Annotated in this window: 18 protein-coding genes; all 18 read right to left on the reverse strand. The window is 39.8% G+C overall.

Going from position 1 to position 17,849, the window contains the following annotated elements:
* Positions 1-1,463: catalase (locus tag AC06OU_RS02200; protein WP_475853683.1), on the reverse strand; the 1,463-nt coding region annotated here is incomplete at its 3' end.
* 169 nt (positions 1,464-1,632) lie between these two features.
* Entirely contained in the window at positions 1,633-2,034 is a 402-nt protein-coding gene (locus AC06OU_RS02205) for a VOC family protein (protein ID WP_475853661.1), read from the reverse strand.
* A gap of 183 nt (positions 2,035-2,217) precedes the next feature.
* The gene (gene hpaD / locus AC06OU_RS02210) at positions 2,218-3,201 is read right to left on the reverse strand and encodes a 3,4-dihydroxyphenylacetate 2,3-dioxygenase (RefSeq protein WP_475853662.1); all 984 of its coding nucleotides are present in this window, start codon (positions 3,199-3,201) and stop codon (positions 2,218-2,220) included.
* Positions 3,202-3,218: 17 nt separating this feature from the next.
* Positions 3,219-4,730 (reverse strand): 5-carboxymethyl-2-hydroxymuconate semialdehyde dehydrogenase, encoded by a 1,512-nt coding sequence (hpaE, locus tag AC06OU_RS02215; RefSeq protein ID WP_475853664.1) that lies wholly within the window; start codon positions 4,728-4,730, stop codon positions 3,219-3,221.
* Positions 4,731-4,748: 18 nt separating this feature from the next.
* Positions 4,749-5,675, reverse strand: coding sequence for a 2,4-dihydroxyhept-2-ene-1,7-dioic acid aldolase (hpaI, locus tag AC06OU_RS02220; protein WP_475853665.1), 927 nt, complete (start codon positions 5,673-5,675; stop codon positions 4,749-4,751).
* A gap of 34 nt (positions 5,676-5,709) precedes the next feature.
* A complete protein-coding gene (locus AC06OU_RS02225; RefSeq protein WP_475853685.1) occupies positions 5,710-6,177 on the reverse strand; it encodes a flavin reductase family protein in 468 nt (155 codons plus the stop codon).
* 48 nt (positions 6,178-6,225) lie between these two features.
* Positions 6,226-7,710, reverse strand: a complete 1,485-nt coding sequence (hpaB, locus tag AC06OU_RS02230) for a 4-hydroxyphenylacetate 3-monooxygenase, oxygenase component (protein ID WP_475853666.1) — start codon at positions 7,708-7,710, stop codon at positions 6,226-6,228.
* An 84-nt stretch (positions 7,711-7,794) separates the two neighbouring features.
* On the reverse strand, positions 7,795-8,175 hold the full coding sequence (locus AC06OU_RS02235; RefSeq protein ID WP_475853667.1) for a 5-carboxymethyl-2-hydroxymuconate Delta-isomerase: 381 nt from the start codon (positions 8,173-8,175) through the stop codon (positions 7,795-7,797).
* Positions 8,176-8,193: 18 nt separating this feature from the next.
* Positions 8,194-8,952: a fumarylacetoacetate hydrolase family protein gene (locus AC06OU_RS02240; protein ID WP_475853686.1), complete on the reverse strand. Its 759-nt coding sequence runs from the start codon at positions 8,950-8,952 to the stop codon at positions 8,194-8,196.
* Entirely contained in the window at positions 8,949-9,731 is a 783-nt protein-coding gene (locus AC06OU_RS02245) for a fumarylacetoacetate hydrolase family protein (protein ID WP_475853669.1), read from the reverse strand. The genes AC06OU_RS02240 and AC06OU_RS02245 overlap by 4 nt, the downstream gene beginning before the upstream one ends.
* 12 nt (positions 9,732-9,743) lie before the next feature.
* Positions 9,744-10,541, reverse strand: a complete 798-nt coding sequence (locus AC06OU_RS02250; protein ID WP_475853671.1) for an ABC transporter ATP-binding protein — start codon at positions 10,539-10,541, stop codon at positions 9,744-9,746.
* A complete protein-coding gene (locus AC06OU_RS02255; protein ID WP_475853673.1) occupies positions 10,519-11,568 on the reverse strand; it encodes an ABC transporter permease in 1,050 nt (349 codons plus the stop codon). The genes AC06OU_RS02250 and AC06OU_RS02255 overlap by 23 nt, the downstream gene beginning before the upstream one ends.
* Positions 11,569-11,585: 17 nt before the next feature.
* Positions 11,586-12,566, reverse strand: a complete 981-nt coding sequence (locus AC06OU_RS02260; protein ID WP_475853674.1) for an ABC transporter substrate-binding protein — start codon at positions 12,564-12,566, stop codon at positions 11,586-11,588.
* 64 nt (positions 12,567-12,630) lie between these two features.
* Complete coding sequence (locus AC06OU_RS02265; protein WP_475853675.1) at positions 12,631-14,067, reverse strand: dihydrolipoyl dehydrogenase family protein; 1,437 nt, start codon at positions 14,065-14,067, stop codon at positions 12,631-12,633.
* A complete protein-coding gene (locus AC06OU_RS02270) occupies positions 14,068-15,273 on the reverse strand; it encodes a dihydrolipoamide acetyltransferase family protein (protein WP_475853677.1) in 1,206 nt (401 codons plus the stop codon). It lies immediately after the preceding gene.
* A gap of 12 nt (positions 15,274-15,285) precedes the next feature.
* Positions 15,286-16,302, reverse strand: a complete 1,017-nt coding sequence (locus AC06OU_RS02275) for an alpha-ketoacid dehydrogenase subunit beta (protein WP_475853679.1) — start codon at positions 16,300-16,302, stop codon at positions 15,286-15,288.
* A 2-nt stretch (positions 16,303-16,304) separates the two neighbouring features.
* Positions 16,305-17,360, reverse strand: a complete 1,056-nt coding sequence (gene pdhA, locus AC06OU_RS02280) for a pyruvate dehydrogenase (acetyl-transferring) E1 component subunit alpha (protein WP_475853681.1) — start codon at positions 17,358-17,360, stop codon at positions 16,305-16,307.
* Positions 17,361-17,380: 20 nt separating this feature from the next.
* Positions 17,381-17,849 (reverse strand): Glu/Leu/Phe/Val dehydrogenase family protein (locus AC06OU_RS02285; protein WP_475853682.1); only part of this gene is annotated, 469 nt, incomplete at its 5' end.

Consider the following 17,849-nt stretch of genomic DNA (forward strand, 5'->3'; position numbering starts at 1 on the left):
CGACCATAATCCTCGTCTGCCTGTGTAAAGTGGTAGACCATAGCCTCTTGAATACGAGGACCACAAATCGAAAGTGCTGTAGATAGGTTGTTTATCAATTCATCGCGCTCCCAATCTTCAAAGCTACGATATGTCTCTCCTGCTTGCCCATAGTTATTCTCTCGATCTATCGGTGCACTTGTAGCCTTAGCATTATATTGAGGCTCATGTTTAATACGCTCTGTTTTTTCAGCCTCCTGTAATCCACCTATCATGGATGGTTCATAATTGATATGTGGATTTCCACCAGCTTCCTCTGGTCTATGCACATCCATCTGACCACGATGCTGATTTGTTCTTACAGGAACCTTAGGCGCATTAACTGGGAGCTTCAAATAGTTTGCTCCTACGCGGTAACGTTGTGTATCAGAATAAGAAAAAGTACGACCTTGAAGCATTTTATCGTCAGAGAAGTCTAATCCATCTACTAATACGCCTGTACCAAATGCCGCCTGCTCTATCTCGGCGTGGTAGTCGACCGGATTACGGTTTAATACCATCTTTCCTACTGGTAGGAACGGGAATTGCTCTGGTGGCCATAGCTTTGTATCATCTAATGGATCAAAATCTAACTCAGGATGCTCATCATCGCTCATAATTTGAACAAATAACTCCCACTCTGGATATTCTCCGCGCTCAATGGACTCATATAAGTCCTGTGTGGCATGAGCAACATTTTTTGCCTGAATGGCATCTGCTTCATCTTGAGTTAGGTTGCGGATACCTTGTTTTGGTTCCCAATGATACTTTACAAGTACTGCTTCACCTTTATCATTTACCCACTTGTACGTATTTACCCCGGATCCCTGCATATGGCGATATGTAGCCGGAATACCCCATGGAGAGAATAGAAAAGTAATCATATGTGTCGCTTCAGGTGATTTAGAAACAAAGTCAAACATACGCTCAGGGTTGGGTATATTAGAAGCCGGATCTGCTTTAAATGCATGGATCATATCTGGAAATTTCATCGCAACACGAATAAAGAATATTTTTAAGTTGTTTCCAACTAAATCCCAGTTACCATCTTCTGTATACATTTTAACTGCAAAACCTCGTGGGTCACGGGCAGTCTCTGGAGAATCCTTAGAACCTGCAACTGTTGAAAAGCGCACCATCAAAGGTGTTTGTTTTCCAGCACCCGAAAATACTTTTGCACGAGTATACTTTTCTACGGGCTCGTCCCCTACTTTACCGTAGGTTTCAAAATAGCCAAAAGCACCAGCTCCACGAGCATGAACTACTCGTTCAGGAACTTCTTCTCGGTCAAAGTGTGAAATTTTTTCGATAAAATGATAGTTCTCAAGAGTTGCTGGACCGCGATTTCCTACAGTTCGCATATTCTGGTTATCCGTTACAGGATGACCTTGTCGAGTTGTAAGAGTCTCTTTTCCTTGGTTATTTTGGGTTGAACCATTTCTCATTTCTTTTTCTTCTGCCATATATGAAGCCCTCCTTCAAAATAGTGCATTCCTTATTTGTAATTCCCTGATATATCACCTTAAAACCTATTTATCACTTGTTTTATTGAAAAATAATCTAGTTAATTAAAATAAAAAAGAGACTAGGTAGCCTCTTTTTTAACAGTTCCTATTATTTTTTAAAAGAAGGACTTAATTCGCTCCATACATCAAATGTGTTTCCATCAGGATCCTGAAACACAAAATTTCTACCCGCATGTCCTCTATCTTCTATTTCCCCTACCAGCAATCCTTTTTCTTTGAATTCTTGGTGTAATAATAGAAGATTATCTACACCATCTACTTCAAATGTTAAGACAAATTGCTCTCGCCCATGAAAATCCTTAAAGTTCAGACTCTCTTCTTTTTTACTTTTAATCAAAAAGACACTTTGATTGGCTAGGTCCAAAATCGCCTTATCCTTGTCCTTATAATTCTCGACAGCGCCGAGTTGTTCCTGGTACCAATCGCTAGAGAGAGTAACATTTGAAACTGGGATATAAATAGTGCCAACTCTTATTAATTTATCATTCAAAGCCTTTCCCCCCTCCTTACTCAAATTACATGTGATATCAATAGTGCATCCCGTTTGCAGCGAGATTCAACACTTCTAGCTTTTTCTTTATTTTATTAGAAAATAGACTGTAGGTAAACACCCGCATGGTGTCTTCCTACAGTCTAAAAATTACATTTGCACTAATCTCAGATGAATCCATAATTATACTAAAATTTTGGGCTTTCGTTGTTCAAGCTTTGGTTCTTCGCTATTTATTTCTTCGCCAGTATCAATATCAATAAATGTGCTAGTTTCATTGAACCATTTGTCTGGTGCCTGATGTCCCCAAAATGTTTGACGTAGAGGATCATTTAAATCCCAACGCTTTGGCTTCATATCTGGATCGCAAGTCAAATAGTCTCCGGTATATAACTCTATACGATGACCATCTGGATCTCTTAAATATAGAAAGAATGCGTTAGATAATCCATGTCGACCTGGTCCTCGCTCGATACAATCTGCATAGCCCATACTAGCCAACACATCACAGCAGTCGAGCACGCTCAGCCGGTCAGATAAAGTATACGCAAAATGATGGAGCTTAGGCCCTGGCCCACTCATGAACGCTTGATCATGAACTGTAGGCTTTCGGAATAACCAAGCAGCCCATAAGTCACCTTCTTCCGTTTCTGTATATTCGGAACAAGAAAATCCTAAACTCTTCACATAAAAGTCATAGGCTTTTTGCACATTTGGTACAGCACAATTGACGTGATCTATTCGCTGAATTTTTGCACCGCGATATAGGTCGTATTTTTGAAGCATCCGATCCACAGTAGGCATTTCTGCAAAAAATTCTAACGGAATACCCGAAATATCGTGAACTCTAAGCGTTCTACCGATAGCATATTGTTCACCTTTAGGAATCCATTTCGTTTTAAGTCCTTTAGCAATGAATAACTTTTCAATGTGCTCCAAATCTTCTTCCTTCATTACCTTATAACTTAGCACTTCCACAACTGATTTCTCAGCTTTTTTTAGTAATAGACTATGATGACAATGCTCTTCTAAACCTCTTAAATAGACATGTTTATCATCTCTCTCGGTTTCTATCATCCCCAACCCATCTACATAGAATTTACGAGATATCTCTAAATCCTTAACATGTAGCACTGTGCGAGCGATACGTATAATGGAAAAATCCAATAGGCTTCTCCTCCTTTCTATTGTTTTCCGAATTGCTGGATATGATGATCCTCAATGGATACGTGAATAATTTTATGTTCCGTGTAAAAATCAAAGCTGTAATGCCCACCTTCTCTGCCTATGCCAGAATACTTCGTCCCTCCAAAAGGAGTTCTTAGATCGCGTACGTTTTGAGCATTTACCCATAGCATTCCTGCGTCCACTTTATGTGCTACACGATGTCCACGTTTAATATCGTTCGTCCACACATAACCTGCCAAGCCATAATCAGTATCATTCGCAAGCTTAATGACTTCCTCTTCATCTTGGAACGACATAGCAATTAGAACAGGGCCGAATATTTCTTCTTTAGCAACACGCATTTGGTTATGAGCATTTAAAATTAATGTTGGAGGCACAAAATTTCCATTGGAAAATTCAGCTGGAATATGTCCTGAGATTACCTCAGTACCTTCATCACGTGCTATGTCTATATAGCCACGTACCTTGTTATAGTGACCTTGATCAATAAGAGGACCAACCTCCGTCAGGTCATTTAAAGGGTCTCCCACTTTGATATTAGCAACTCTCGTTTTTAATGCATCTATAAATCTGTCTTTAATGCTTTCTTGGACGAATAGTCGAGAATTAGCCGTACAGCGTTCCCCATTAAAGGAAAAGATACCCCATACACAGGCGTCTAGTGCTCGCTCGAAATCAGCATCCTCAAAAACAATTATTGGAGATTTGCCGCCTAGCTCCATGGAACAGCTCTTCAAGGTGTCTGCACTATTTTTTATAATAGTAGATCCAGTTGTAGTCTCTCCGGTAAACGAAATGAGTTGTACGTCTGGGTGCTTAACTAAAGCATCACCAGCTACTTCTCCCTTACCGTGAACCACATTAAAGACTCCTTTTGGTAAATCTGCCTTATGAATAACCTCTGCCAATAGATTTGCCGATAGAGGAGAAAGCTCTGCCGGCTTTAGGACTACTGTATTTCCTGTAGCAAGGGCTGGTGCAATCTTCCATGTCTCAAGCATGAAAGGTGCATTCCATGGAGTTATTAAGCCAGCTACACCTACAGGGGCATGAATCGTATAATTGACAAATTCGTCATCCACCTGATAGACATCGCCTACCAGACGACTCTCAACCATTCTTGCATAAAAGCGAAAGTTTTCAGAGGCACGGTTTACCATTTTTCTTGTTTGGCTTATTGGCAAACCGGTGTCTAAAGCCTCTAAATATGCGATTCGTTCAACCTCCTCGTCAATAAGGTCTGCAATACGATAAATATAAGACAGCCTTTTACTTAACTTCATTGTTTTCCATGGACCATTGTCAAAAGCATCACGAGCTGCTGCAACAGCTTTATCTATATCTTCCTTTTGGCCTTCCGAGACTGTATTGATTTGCTCGTTCGTAAAAGGATTCATGTTGATGAAAGTGGCACCACTGGCTGCAGACGTAAATTCACCATTTATATAGAGGGAAATGCTTTGTTGGGTTTCATGCTTGAGTGAAATTAACTCATGAGAAGACACCATGTTCATCACCTTCTTTCATTAAAATTGTTGGGCAGTTTCTTTCGACAGAATATCTAAGCTTATTAAAGTCTGTCGCACTTCATCCTTTACTGCTTGTGATGGTGGACCTAATGGAAGACGCAGTTTAGGGTTTATCTTCCCCATCATCCCTAGAGCTACCTTTGCCGGAGCAGGATTCGTATCTCTAAATAACGCATCATTCAAAGGCATTAGTTCGAAATGTAGATCCTGAGCCCTCTCCACATCTCCAGCTGTCCAAGCATTGTAAAGCTCCGCTACTTTAGCAGGCTCTACATTAGCCGTCGCGCTAATAAAGCCTGCACCTCCAATAGCAAGCATTGGGTAGCATAGCAACTCTATTCCTGAATAAAGAAGAAAATCTCTTCCACAATTAAGGAGGACACGATTAACATGCTCAAAATCCTTATTGGCCTCCTTTACTCCAACAATGTTCGGACAAGCTTCAACTAATCTCTTCATCGTACCGACTTCCATATTTACTGCAGATCTTCCTGGAATATTATAGATAATAATTGGGATTTTCACAGAGTCTGCAACTACTTTGAAGTGTGTATATAATGCTTCCTGATTTGGCTTATTATAGTAGGGAACAATTACCATAGCAGCATCAGCGCCTAGTTCCTCTGCATACTTAGTAAGCTCCATCGTTTCATCGTGGTTGGTTGACCCTGTACCAGGTGCAAAAAATACTCGCCCAGCAATTGTTTCACTTGCTAGCTTCATGACTCTTTTCCGCTCCTTAATGGTTAACGAGCTTGGTTCCCCACTTGTACCTGTCACTGATATGCCGTGACTACCGCTTTCTATTTGCCAATTAATAAGGTTTTTAAAGGATTCCTCATCTATTTCCCCAGTTTCTGTAAACGGAGTAACTACTGGACAAATAGAACCTCTTAGCTTCTTTTTTTCTTCTTCATATGCCAATTTATTCGACTCCTTCCAGACTTTTTTTCTTCCTTCAGCTATTTTTAATTAACTCTTGGTATTTGCCTCCAAAAAACAAGAGAGGCTCACTTGGTTCGTGCTTTACCCCTGTTACTTTTCCGATGAAAATAGTATGATCGCCAGCGTCTATATGGTTAAATAACTCACATGTGATAACTGCAAGTGAGCTCTTTAAAATAGGATGCTCGTGATCGTAATCAAATGCTACTTCCAGATTCGAATTCAACTGCCCTGCAAACTGTTTCGAAAGCTCCAGTTGGTTAGCAGCCAAAATATTGATAGCAAATCGTTTAGATGAGTTAATATAAGCATGCATTTTAGCCTTATCACCGATACTTATGGCCACTAGCTTAGGTTCTAGGGAAACTGACATGAATGCATTCGCTGTCATGCCATAAACTTCGTCCTCTACTTTTGTAGTAATGACCGTAACTCCAGTTGCAAAGCTGCCCATTATCGTTCGGAATAACTGATTATCTATTTCATTTTTAAGCTGTTGCATGGATACACTCCTTTATGAAAATCTTTACTATGAAAGTATGCCTGCTTCCTTTTTAGCTCTATTTAAAAAGCTAGTCACCATATCCTTATACGGTTGCTTATTGAAGCTATCATAATAAGCATTGGACATACGAACCGGATCTCCAAAGAAATAATATTCATATAGAGCTTGTCGATTTCCAAATGCACTGATGGATATATCCCAGCCTAAACGGAACAGCTGGACACGTTCTTCTCCATTTATGTTTGCCCCCTGAGTATAGCGATGTACTAAAGAACCTACATCATCATTGCTAAAATCTGCTTCAGTTGGCAATGCCATTAATCCAGAGGCACCTAAAATTTTGATAATTTCATTCATACGCTGGTACATTTTAGGGAACCAGTTTCTTGCTGCATTTAATGGCTCGAAGTCTGGAGTCATATTGCCATATTGGTCTATCTTTGCATTATGCTCTGCTCGGTATAAATGAGAGCGCATCACCTCTAGAATCACCATGATTTCACTTGCCTTTTCCTTTACATGCATGAACTTATCGATTCCAATGGCCTCCATCATGCTAATAACTACACCTAGGATAAATTCAGTTTTCACAACGTTTTTAGAGATTACTTGATGCGTCATATGGATAACGGCATTCGTTTCTGCATACGTACGATTACAAATATCGGTGCTTTCACAAACAAAGACTCTCTCCCAAGGCACTAAAACATCCTCGAACGATATAATCGCATCACTTTCATCAAATCTGGCACCTAGTGGATGGTCCCATTTACTCTTTCCATAATCAAAAGATTCGCGAGAGAGAAATTTTAAGCCTGGCGTGTTGTTTGGAATAGCAAATGCAAAGGCAAATGGATCGTCCACTGTACCAGGAGTTCGATTTATAGTGGATGGAAAAACGACTAATTCATCCGTAATTCCCCCTAGGGTAGCTAGTAGGCGACATCCGTTTATGATAATTCCATCAGTAGTCTTTTTAGTAATACGTGCAGATAAGAAAGGGTCCTTTTGTTCCGATTGTGTCAGCATGGATCGGTTCACCTGCGGATGAATAAGTGTATGCGTAAGACTTATGTCGTTCTCTCTCGCATATTCATAATAATCTTCTGCATTTTTAGCAAATTGCTTACTCCCGCCGCCTTCCTGTGCAAAGAACTTACTTGCTGTTCCAAACGCCATAATGCTCGTGTTTAAATAGTCAGGTGAACGACCCATCATTCCACCCGAAAAAGCTGCCCATTCACTATGCATTTCTCTTCTTTTGAACAAATCTTCCTTTGTTTTCGGTGCGATAAAGGAAAGCCCCACCTTATCTCCGGTAGTTGGTGATTTGTATAACATTTTTTCAGGCTTTTCATGCTGAAGATTATATAAACCGGCTACACTTTCTACTACGTTTTTAAAAGCTGGATGGGTAGTCACGTCCTCTACTTTTTCTCCGTGAATCCAAACCTCTGTTTGACGATCCTTCACACCTTGGATGTATTCCTTCCCTGTTCGAGCGCCCATAATTACTACCTCCTAAATCCGAATTTTCTGAACAAATTACACAAGAATATATGAAATAATATATGATTTAAAGCATAATGATATTTAAAAACGAGAATGAATATTGTTCTGCTTGTACGTTCCTGAATCACTAAATTCAACCAATTCCATTGACAGTGCTAAGTATCTTTTATTCATTGTTTCATTGAAATGAGCTTTAATAACCTCGAATATAGCGTCACATACTTCTGCCTTGATCTCTTCAGACCTACCTGCAGCAATCTTTAATGTGGCATGTACAAAGGCATCATCCTCTAACCCATCAGCTACTCGATAATCTGTTAGCTCGATTGCTCTCGACCTTATTCCTCCAATTGGGAATGTATCATTTCTAGCTATAAGTATTTGATGAACATCTTTTAATAGCTGCTCCACTTTAATGTCTTCCTTTAAGTTGTCTGTGTACTCTACAATAAAATGAGGCAAATCAATTCCCCTCCCGTATTAACTCTTCATGAATGCTTCATCGCCTATAAGAGTATTTGCTAGGCGACCAAGTCCTTCAATCTCGGTCACAATATAATCGCCCACTTTAGTATCCACCGAGCCTTTAGGCGTCCCGGTTAAAATGACATCATTTTCACTTAAGGTCATAAAGCTACTAATATATTCGATAAGTGTTGGAATATCGAATATCATATCCTTCGTATTCCCTTTTTGAACGAGCTTGTCATTAACATACGTATATAATGGAAGATTCATTGGATCTGGAATATCCTCCTTATCCACTAACCATGGTCCAAGCGGAGTACAGCCATCCCTATTTTTCACACGTAGATTTGGTCGATAATAGTTCTCAAGGTAATCTCTAAAAGCATAATCATTTGCTATACTATAGCCTTTCACATAATGGTAAGCCTCTTCTTTTTTTACATGTTTGCCTTTTTTAGCAATTACAACAGCAAGCTCACATTCGTAATGCATGTAAGTTATATCTGATGGTCGTCTGGTAAACCCGTTATGACCTACAAATGTATTAGGTCCTTTTAAAAAGATAAGAGGTTCAGAAGGGGCATCAAAAGCTAATTCTGCAGCATGATCGGCATAGTTAAGACCTAAAGCAAAAGTAGTACGTGGGTTAAGGGGTGTTAACCATGTAACCTCATCCTGGTTCACAATCCTACCATCCTCAAGCTGAAGCCTAGTGTCATATTCACTTGCATTATAAATGGCTCCAGCATATGCAACTCTAGCTCTTTTTATAGGAAACACCCCTCTTCCTCATCCATAATATAGTTTTCTAATGATCCTATTTCGCTTATATCAATTCTGACCTGATCTCCTACATGTACTTTAGGAGAAGTTGTAGGAATTCCAACCAGTAGGAGGTCCCCAACGTCTAACGTCATAAACTCTGTTATTTCTTCTAGCAGTCTAGCAATTGGCCGCACGAGAGTGGAAGTATTTTTTTCTAACTGGAGTTCATTATTAACATAGACCTTAATGGCAAAGGAATTAGGGTCCTCAATGTTCTTAGCATCTATAATCCAAGGTCCAATGGAACAAAAACCATCCCTCGCCTTGAAAGGCACTGCTGGCCGGAAAATACTATCGTGTGCAATACTGACATCATTTACTATTGTGTAACCTGCAACATAAGAAAAGGCATCCTCTTCTTTTATAGCAATCGCCTTCTTACCTATAATTACTCCTAACGTTGCGCCCACTTCGAGTGTAGAGACCCCCTTTGGCATAGGTATAGGAGCTCCATGAAAATTAATTGTATTTGCTGGTTTTATATACAAGATAGGTGCGTTAGGAGGAGCAGCATATGGTTTTTGATGAAGCTGCTCTTCCATGGCTGTTAGATCTTCTTTATAGTTAAGTATAGTTCCGTACACTGTCCCACAAACGGGTGAAGCAACGGGGTAATCCTTTAGCCCATTTCTTTGTCCATTTAAGTAAAAAGAATTAGTTAAAGGGTCCACCTCAACTGTTTTCAACTCGTTTAGATGACGAAGCTTTATGTTTGCCGAACGCATCTGCATCCCTCCTTATACCGATAACAATGCTTTATCGCTTGTTAACTTCTCTCCCCGGATTCGTTGGAATTCATCCATCAGCTTATTGATGGTTAAAGTTCTTTTCTCCTCGGCATCTATTTGTAAAATGATTTGACCCTTATCCATCATTATTAATCGATTGCCTAAATCTAAGGCTTGCTGCATATTATGCGTGATCATCAACGTCGTCAATTTATCCTTTTCCACCAGTTCCTTTGTTAGACTCGTAATGAGTTCTGCCCTTGAGGGATCGAGTGCTGCTGTATGCTCATCTAAAAGTAAAATGGCCGGCTTTGTAAAGGTTGCCATTAATAAAGAAAGAGCCTGCCTTTCTCCACCAGACAGCAACCCGACTTTTGCATTTAGTCGATTTTCTAAGTTAAGATGTAACGTTTCAAGAGAGGTCCGAAAAAATTCACGCCTTTTTTTATCGACACCTATTTTGAGACTTCTTTTTTTATTTCTTGAATATGCCATTGCAAGATTTTCCTCAATAGTCATCGTCGGAGCGGTTCCAGCCATCGGGTCCTGAAAAACTCGACCAATCATTTGAGAGCGTTTATATTCAGGCATCTTCGTCACAACTTTTTTTTCAATCTCTATTGTTCCGAAATCCGGAGATAGAGCGCCCGATATCATATTAAGCATGGTTGATTTACCTGCTCCGTTACTGCCTATCACTGTCATAAAGTCACCCGGACGGAGCTCAAGGTTGATTTGGTCTAATGCTACCTTTTCATCTGGTGTTGCTTCATTAAAAAGCTTATTAATCTGATTGAGCTTTAACAATAGCTGGCCCCTCCTTCATCAGTAAGGATTGGTTTTCTCGAAGTCTTTCAGAATGTCGCTTTGCCTTTCTATTTTTTTCCCTTTTCTTTTCTAAAAACTGTGGTAGCACAAGTGCTCCTATAACAATTACCGCGGTGATAAGCTTCATATCACCTGTATCCAAAAAGTTTAATCGGAGAGCCAGTGCAAGCACGATACGATAAATTACCGCCCCAGCTATTACGGCTAATGTTGTACGGACAATCGTTTTTGTTCCAAAAATAGCTTCACCAATAATCACAGAAGCAAGACCAATGACGATCATCCCAATCCCAAGGCCAATGTCCGCAAATTTAGCATACTGAGCGATTAAGGCACCTGAGAAAGCAACAAGGGCATTAGAAAAACCAAGACCTATAATGATTAAAGTATCTGTATTGGCTGATAGACTGCGGATCATTTTCTTATTGTCACCAGTTGCTCTGATAGCTAAGCCTATCTCAGTCTTTAAAAACCAATCTACTATGATTTTGATAAGGATTACTACAATAGCCATCAGAAACATAGTTCCCCATGTAGATGGAACTCTTTCTACTCCAAGCATTTGCAAAAAATTATTGAGTGTGGAATCTATCCCAAGCCCACTCCAAAATGATTGGAACTGAACAAAAAGAGTTTCCGCATTCAACAGTGGAATATTAGGACGGCCAATAGAGTTTTCAGAGGTGAGTCCCATAATTCTTAAATTTATTGAGTACAATGCAATCATCATTAATATTCCAGATAGAAGGGGATTTATCTTCCCCTTCGTATGCAATAATCCTGTCATACATCCTGCAATAAATCCTGCCAATATCGCCATAGCTGTAGCAATTATTGGATGGTACCCAAGGATGATCATTGTTGCAGCAGTCCCGGCTCCTGTTACAAAACTACCGTCAACAGTAAGATCAGGAAAGTCTAGCACTCGAAATGAAAGATATACTCCAAGTGCCATAATTGCATAGATGATTCCTTGTTCGATTGAGCCGAATACTGCTGTAAACATAAAGAATCACCTCCTAGTTATTCGCTCAGTTCAGCTTTCCACTCGTCTTTAATATCTACACCAATCGTTTCTGCAGTATCCTTGTTCATAATGAGTTTAAGCTTTTGAGGCACCTGGACAGGGATATCCGCTGGCTTACTTTCCCCTTTTAATATTTTGACTGCCATTTGACCTGCCTCGTATCCTATATCAAAGTATTCAAATCCATATGCTCCTAAGCCACCACGCTTCACAGAGTCAAATTCTCCTACCATTACAGGAATTTCATTTTCATTTGCTACCGAGATTACCGACTCTAACGCGGAAACAACCGTGTTATCAGTAATGATATACATAGAATCGACTTTCCCTATAAGGGATTCCGTTGCTTGTTTTACATCAGCAGTTGTAGCTACTGATGCTTCTACAACCGTCATATCCATGTCTTTCAGTAACTCCTTTACTGCATCTACTTGAGATCGTGAATTTTGTTCTCCGGAGTTAAATACCATCCCTACTTTCGTTGCATCAAGCTCTTCTTTTAAAAATTTCATTGTATTTGCAATAGCATCTGGATGGGAATCAATAGTTCCCGTGACATTACCACCTGGCTTTTCCATTGATTCAACTAGCTCTGCACCAACGGCATCCGTAACAGAAGTAAATACAATCGGTATGTCCTGCGTTGCACTAAGTGCAGCCTGAGCACTTCCTGTTGAGTTTGCAAAGATCAAATCTACGCCAGAACTAACTAAGTTTGTAGCTATAGTTGTGTTATTATTACCGTCTCCTTGCGCATTTTGAAAATTGTAATCTGCCTCGATTCCTGCATCCTCTAAAGCCTTTTTAAAGCCGTCATAAGCTGCATTTAAGGATGGGTGCTCTGCAATTTGAGTAACTCCAATTTTGTAAGTCTTGGATGCAGAAGCTTCCTCACCCTCATCTCCACAGGCAGCAAGTAACAAGGATGCGCTAGCTAAAATAGTTATAAGACTCTTCCATCTCTTCTTCAAGTTCATTTCCCCCTCCGATACATTTAGTCTTCTGATAAGCTGTTTCTAAAATCGTTGTAGCTTAATAGTTTTAAGTGTTCACAACCTCCTTCTTTGCTGGCGCAAGATGAATCGCTTGTCCAAGCAACCCCTCTACAGACTCAAGTAGTGCTTCATTTAAGCTAGGGTGCGTATAGTTTGGAAATTTAATATCTTCTTCCTTTGCAGCCATCTCTAACAATTGTAAAAAGGAACCAGACATTTCAATAGCTCCCTCCCCAATCATATGAATTCCTTGAATTACTTCTGTAGTAGATTCAGAGATTACCTTTATAAATCCATCTCTTTTCCCAGTAATTGTGGAATAACCATTACTGCCAAGGGGAAATCTACTTGTACGTAAAGAAAGTCCTAGGTTATTTGCCTGTTGTTCCGTTAAACCAACAGATACTACCGGTGGGATTGTATGAGCACAAGTGGGTGCGATTGTTAAGTCCACCTCTGGCATTTCTTTAGCAATAGCAGAAACTGCTGCTTTTCCTTGTTTGATAGCCTTCCAAGCAAGCAAGGGACCACCTGTTACATCTCCAACTGCATATATGTTAGGGATAGAAGTTTCCATATGATTATTTATCTGAATATATCCATTTACATCTAACTCCATGCCCAGACGCTTCACCCCAAGCTTTTCTATATTCGGGACCCTAAGCTCAGGAACCACTAAATAAGAAGCCTCAATTATCAATTCTTTATGCTGATTGGTTAACACCGTAACAGAGATACCGTTTAAATCATCCTGAGTCCCAATAGTTTCTTTTTTCTCTATTACTTTTATTTTTTTCTTTTTAAATATCCTTAATAGCTCCTTATTGATTGCTTCATCAAATGGCAATCCAGAATCGGATTCTATTAATAAGGTAACTTGTGTGCCAAGCGCTGCAAAGCTTGAGGCTGCTTCAAGGGCAATATAATCTTGACCATCAATGATTACATGTTCAGGCAGCTTGCTTAGTTGAAAAAGCTCAAACGGATATAGCACATGAGGACCCTTAGATGTTATATAGCTAGGAAGTATATTTTTACTTCCTGTAGCAATAATTACTTGGTCAAACTCATACATATCGAATTGGTGACCATTTTCTACACCAATTTTATGCTTTGCTATAAACGTAGCTTTCCCTTGAATAATTTCTACCTTATTCCCCTGGCAAAGCCTCTCTACACCTGACCTCAGCTGTCCAATTACATCCTTTTGATATTCAAGTAATCTCTGGATATCTATATCTCTTTCAGCCGCATCAATACCAAGCATAGCTAGCTGATCCAACTCGGAACGTTTAGAGCCTGCAAAAGTATAAACCTTTGAAGGTATACAACCTTCGTTTAAGCACACTCCTCCAAGGTTTTTTTGCTCAATTATAGTAACAGATAGTCCAAGCTGAGCACCTCGTATAGCTGCGCTGTATCCTCCTGGTCCACCCCCAATAATGATTAGATTTCGTTTATGGCTTATTTCTCCTACAACCATCTAAATCATCTCCAAAATTAGTTTATGTGGATGTTCGATCAAACTTGAAAAACGATTCGTGAATGCAATCGCAGTCGCGCCGTCTGCTACGCGGTGATCAAATGACATAGAAAGATTCATCATGTGACCAATAACTATCTCATCATCAGCATTTACAATTGGCTGTTTTTTTGTTTTATGGAATGCGATCAATGCCGTCTCTGGATAATTGATAATAGGAGTGGCTGCTATGCTGCCTAAAGGTCCTACATTACTAACTGTAAATGTGCTGTTTTGCATTTCTGATGGTTGAAGCTTTCCTGCTATGGCCTTTTGTGTTAATTCTTTTATTTCTTGATTTATTTGGATGAGAGATTTTTTATCAGTATCGTGGAGTACAGGGACAATCAGTCCGTTTTCTGTGTTGGTGGCTATACCTATGTGATAGCTTTTCTTGAGGAGTATCCGACTATTTTCTTCGTCAAGCTCGGCATTGAATATCGGAAAATCCTTTAAGGAAATGACAAGTGCTTTCAAGAGAAAGGCTGGAATACTTATGGAATGACCAGTTGCTTTCATCTGTGCCTTCATTTCTAATAGATTAGTCATATTCACTTCGTCAAAATGGGTTACGTGTGGGATGGTAAAGAGTGATTTCTTCATATTTTCAGCAATCTTTTTTCTAATTCCTTTATAAGGTATTTCATCTGGTTGCGTTGGAGTAACAATCTTCTCAGGTATAATCTTCTTCGACTCCGTTTTATTATCTATAAACCTCATAACGTCCTCTTCGGTAATTCTTCCTGAAGGATCTGAAGGCGTTACATCTTCTAAATTGATGTTATGTTCCCTCGCTATTTTTCTTGTGTAAGGCGTAGCTAGTATTCTCTTATAAGTAAACTCTAAGGATTTATCTTCTTTTAAGGACTTGTTACTGCTAGTCTCTGCTGATATATCCTTTGGCAATTGCTGGGATGAGACAGCCCCTCCACCCTCACTTTCTAAGGAAAGAAGACTGGTACCTACTTTAACCATTTCTCCTGCAGCAATTCGAATCTCTTTGACAATACCAGTACAAGGAGAGGTAAGTTCAGCAACCATCTTATCTGTTTGGACTTCAACTAAAGGCTGGTCCGTTTGCACCCTGTCACCCACTTTAACTAAATAGTGGATAACCTCTCCTTCAGTCATTCCTTCTCCTATATCATGTAATTTCACATCAATCATTCAAAATCCTCCTTAAAAATGAATTACTTTATCAATCCCCTCCATCACCCTAGCGGGAGTAGGTAGATAATGTTCTTCTAAAGTAAAGAATGGGACAGGAACATCAAAACCTGTAATTCGCTCAACAGGTGCTCGCAAATATAAGAATGAGGTATCGTTAATAATAGATACTATGTCATTACCTAACCCACCTGTAGGATGAGCTTCATGAATGATTACTGCTCTAGTTGTTTTTTGCACAGATTTGGCGATTGCTTCCCGATCTAATGGATAAAGCGTACGTAAATCTATTATTTCGCAATGTATCCCTTTTTTTCCTGCTAGCTCAGCAGCTTTTTGGGCGATTGAAACCATTGCTCCCCAAGCAATAAGGGTTACATCTGCCCCTTCTTGGACAACCTTCGCCTTTCCAATTTCCACTTTATATTTGTTTATTGGAACATCCTCTCTCACAGATCGATAGTTCTTCATAGGCTCTAAGACAAGAACTGGATCAGGATCTTCCATTGCAGCTATTAACAATCCCTTTGCGTCATATGGACTGGAAGGACAGACTACCTTAATACCAGGCATATGAGTAAATAAGATTTCGGTGCTGTCTGAATGTATTTCGGGTGCACGTATCCCTGCTCCATAAGGTGCACGAATAACCATTGGCACTGTAAAACGAGACATAGACCTCATCCGAATTCTCGAAGCATGTGTCATGATTTGCTCATATGCTGGATAAATAAACCCTAAAAACTGTATTTCAGCTATTGGTCTAAATCCATTTACAGCTAATCCAATAGAAGTACCTATTATTCCTGATTCAGAAAGAGGAGTGTCTATTACTCGATCAGCACCGAACTTTTCTTGGAGTCCCTCAGTAGCTCGGAAAACCCCACCGTTTTTCCCCACATCCTCACCAAGCACCAGTGTAGATTCGTCCTCCTCTAGTAGAACGCGCATCCCATCGTTTATTGCTTGGATTAATGTCATTTGCTTTGTTGTCTCTTGTGAAGCAGTTGATTGTTTTAACTGGGTCATTGTCATTGCCTCCCTAAATATGCAAGATAAGCATCTTTTTGTTCGGTTAGCTGAGCAGGCATTTCGGCAAACACATGGTTAAACACATCTTCTACGTTTGGAGCTGGAAAACTTTCCATTTCTTCTACAGCTGCATTTATTTCATTACTAATCTCCTCAGTAGTAGCTTGCAACCATTCTTCATTCCAGTAACCGTAGTTTTTCATAAATAACTCCAGTCTTAGAAGGGGATCCACAACATGGTCTCCCATAGTAGCAGCTCTATATTTGGATGGGTCATCTGCAGTCGTATGGGCACCTTTTCTCCATGTAACAGCCTCTATTAAGGTAGGTCCATCCCCTGCTCGTGCTTTCTCTACTGCTTTAAGCGTTTCAAAATATACAGCAAGGCTATCATTTCCATCTACTCTAACACCAGTCATTCCATAAGCCACTGCTTTTTGTGCAATGGTTTCTGAATTCATCTGCTTTTCAGTAGGAACAGAAATTGCAAAGCCATTGTTTTGATTGAAAAAGATAGCAGGTACTTTAAAGACGCTAGCAAAGTTTAAGCCCTCATGGAAATCTCCCTCGGATGTAGCACCATCACCAAAATAAGCGATTGCTATATTTTTTGTGCCCTTTCTTTTTTCTGCCCAGGCTGCTCCAGCTGCATGGGGAAGCTGAGTAGCTATTGGTACAGCAGGAGGGAATATGTTTCTATTCTTTGGGGATAAGCATCCCTCTATTCTTCCATTCCAGTATAAGAAAGTTTTTGCCATACTCTTACCAAAAGTTAAAGTTGCCCCATGATCACGATAGGTCGGAAAAACCCAGTCATCTTCCGTTAATGCAAGCGCGCTACCAACCTGAGCTGCCTCTTGCCCCTCAAATGGTGCATAGGTTCCTAATCGACCTTGTCTTTGTAGGTTAATGGCCTTCCGGTCGAACGTTCGAATGCGGAGCATGTGAAAGTAAAGTTCTTTGACTAAGCTTTCCTCAATTTGTTCTTTGAATTGTTCATCTAGTAGTGTCCCTTCATCATCCATTATTCTTTTTAAAGGATAATTATGCTTCACTTAGCTTCCCTCCAATTGACTTATTTGCGAATACTCCACTTTGGCTTTAATGGTGCTGAATAAAAGTTATTGCGAGCTTTTCTGTTCTCAATACGTTTTTCACACATCGTATTTGCTGCTTCTTCCGTTGTATTTCCGGTTAGGGAAGCCTCCTTATATACCTCTAATAAGGTATGATATATTTGCTTCGTTTTAGCTAGAACTCGCTCATGGTTAAATCCATATAGCTCATCAGCCACTTGAATCAGTCCGCCTGCATTGACGATATAATCTGGTGCATATAGTATTCCTTTTTCTCTGAGCATTCTTCCATGTCGATCAGACAGTAATTGATTGTTGGCAGAACCTACGATCGCCTTTACTCTCAACTTAGGAATTGTCATATCATTTATAATCCCACCATGTGCACAAGGGATAAAAACATCGGCATCAGTAGAATAAATTTCATCATTCGATACAATCTTCACGTTTCCCTTTAAATTTGCTGAA

The sequence above is a fragment of the Psychrobacillus sp. genome, assembly GCF_056205495.1.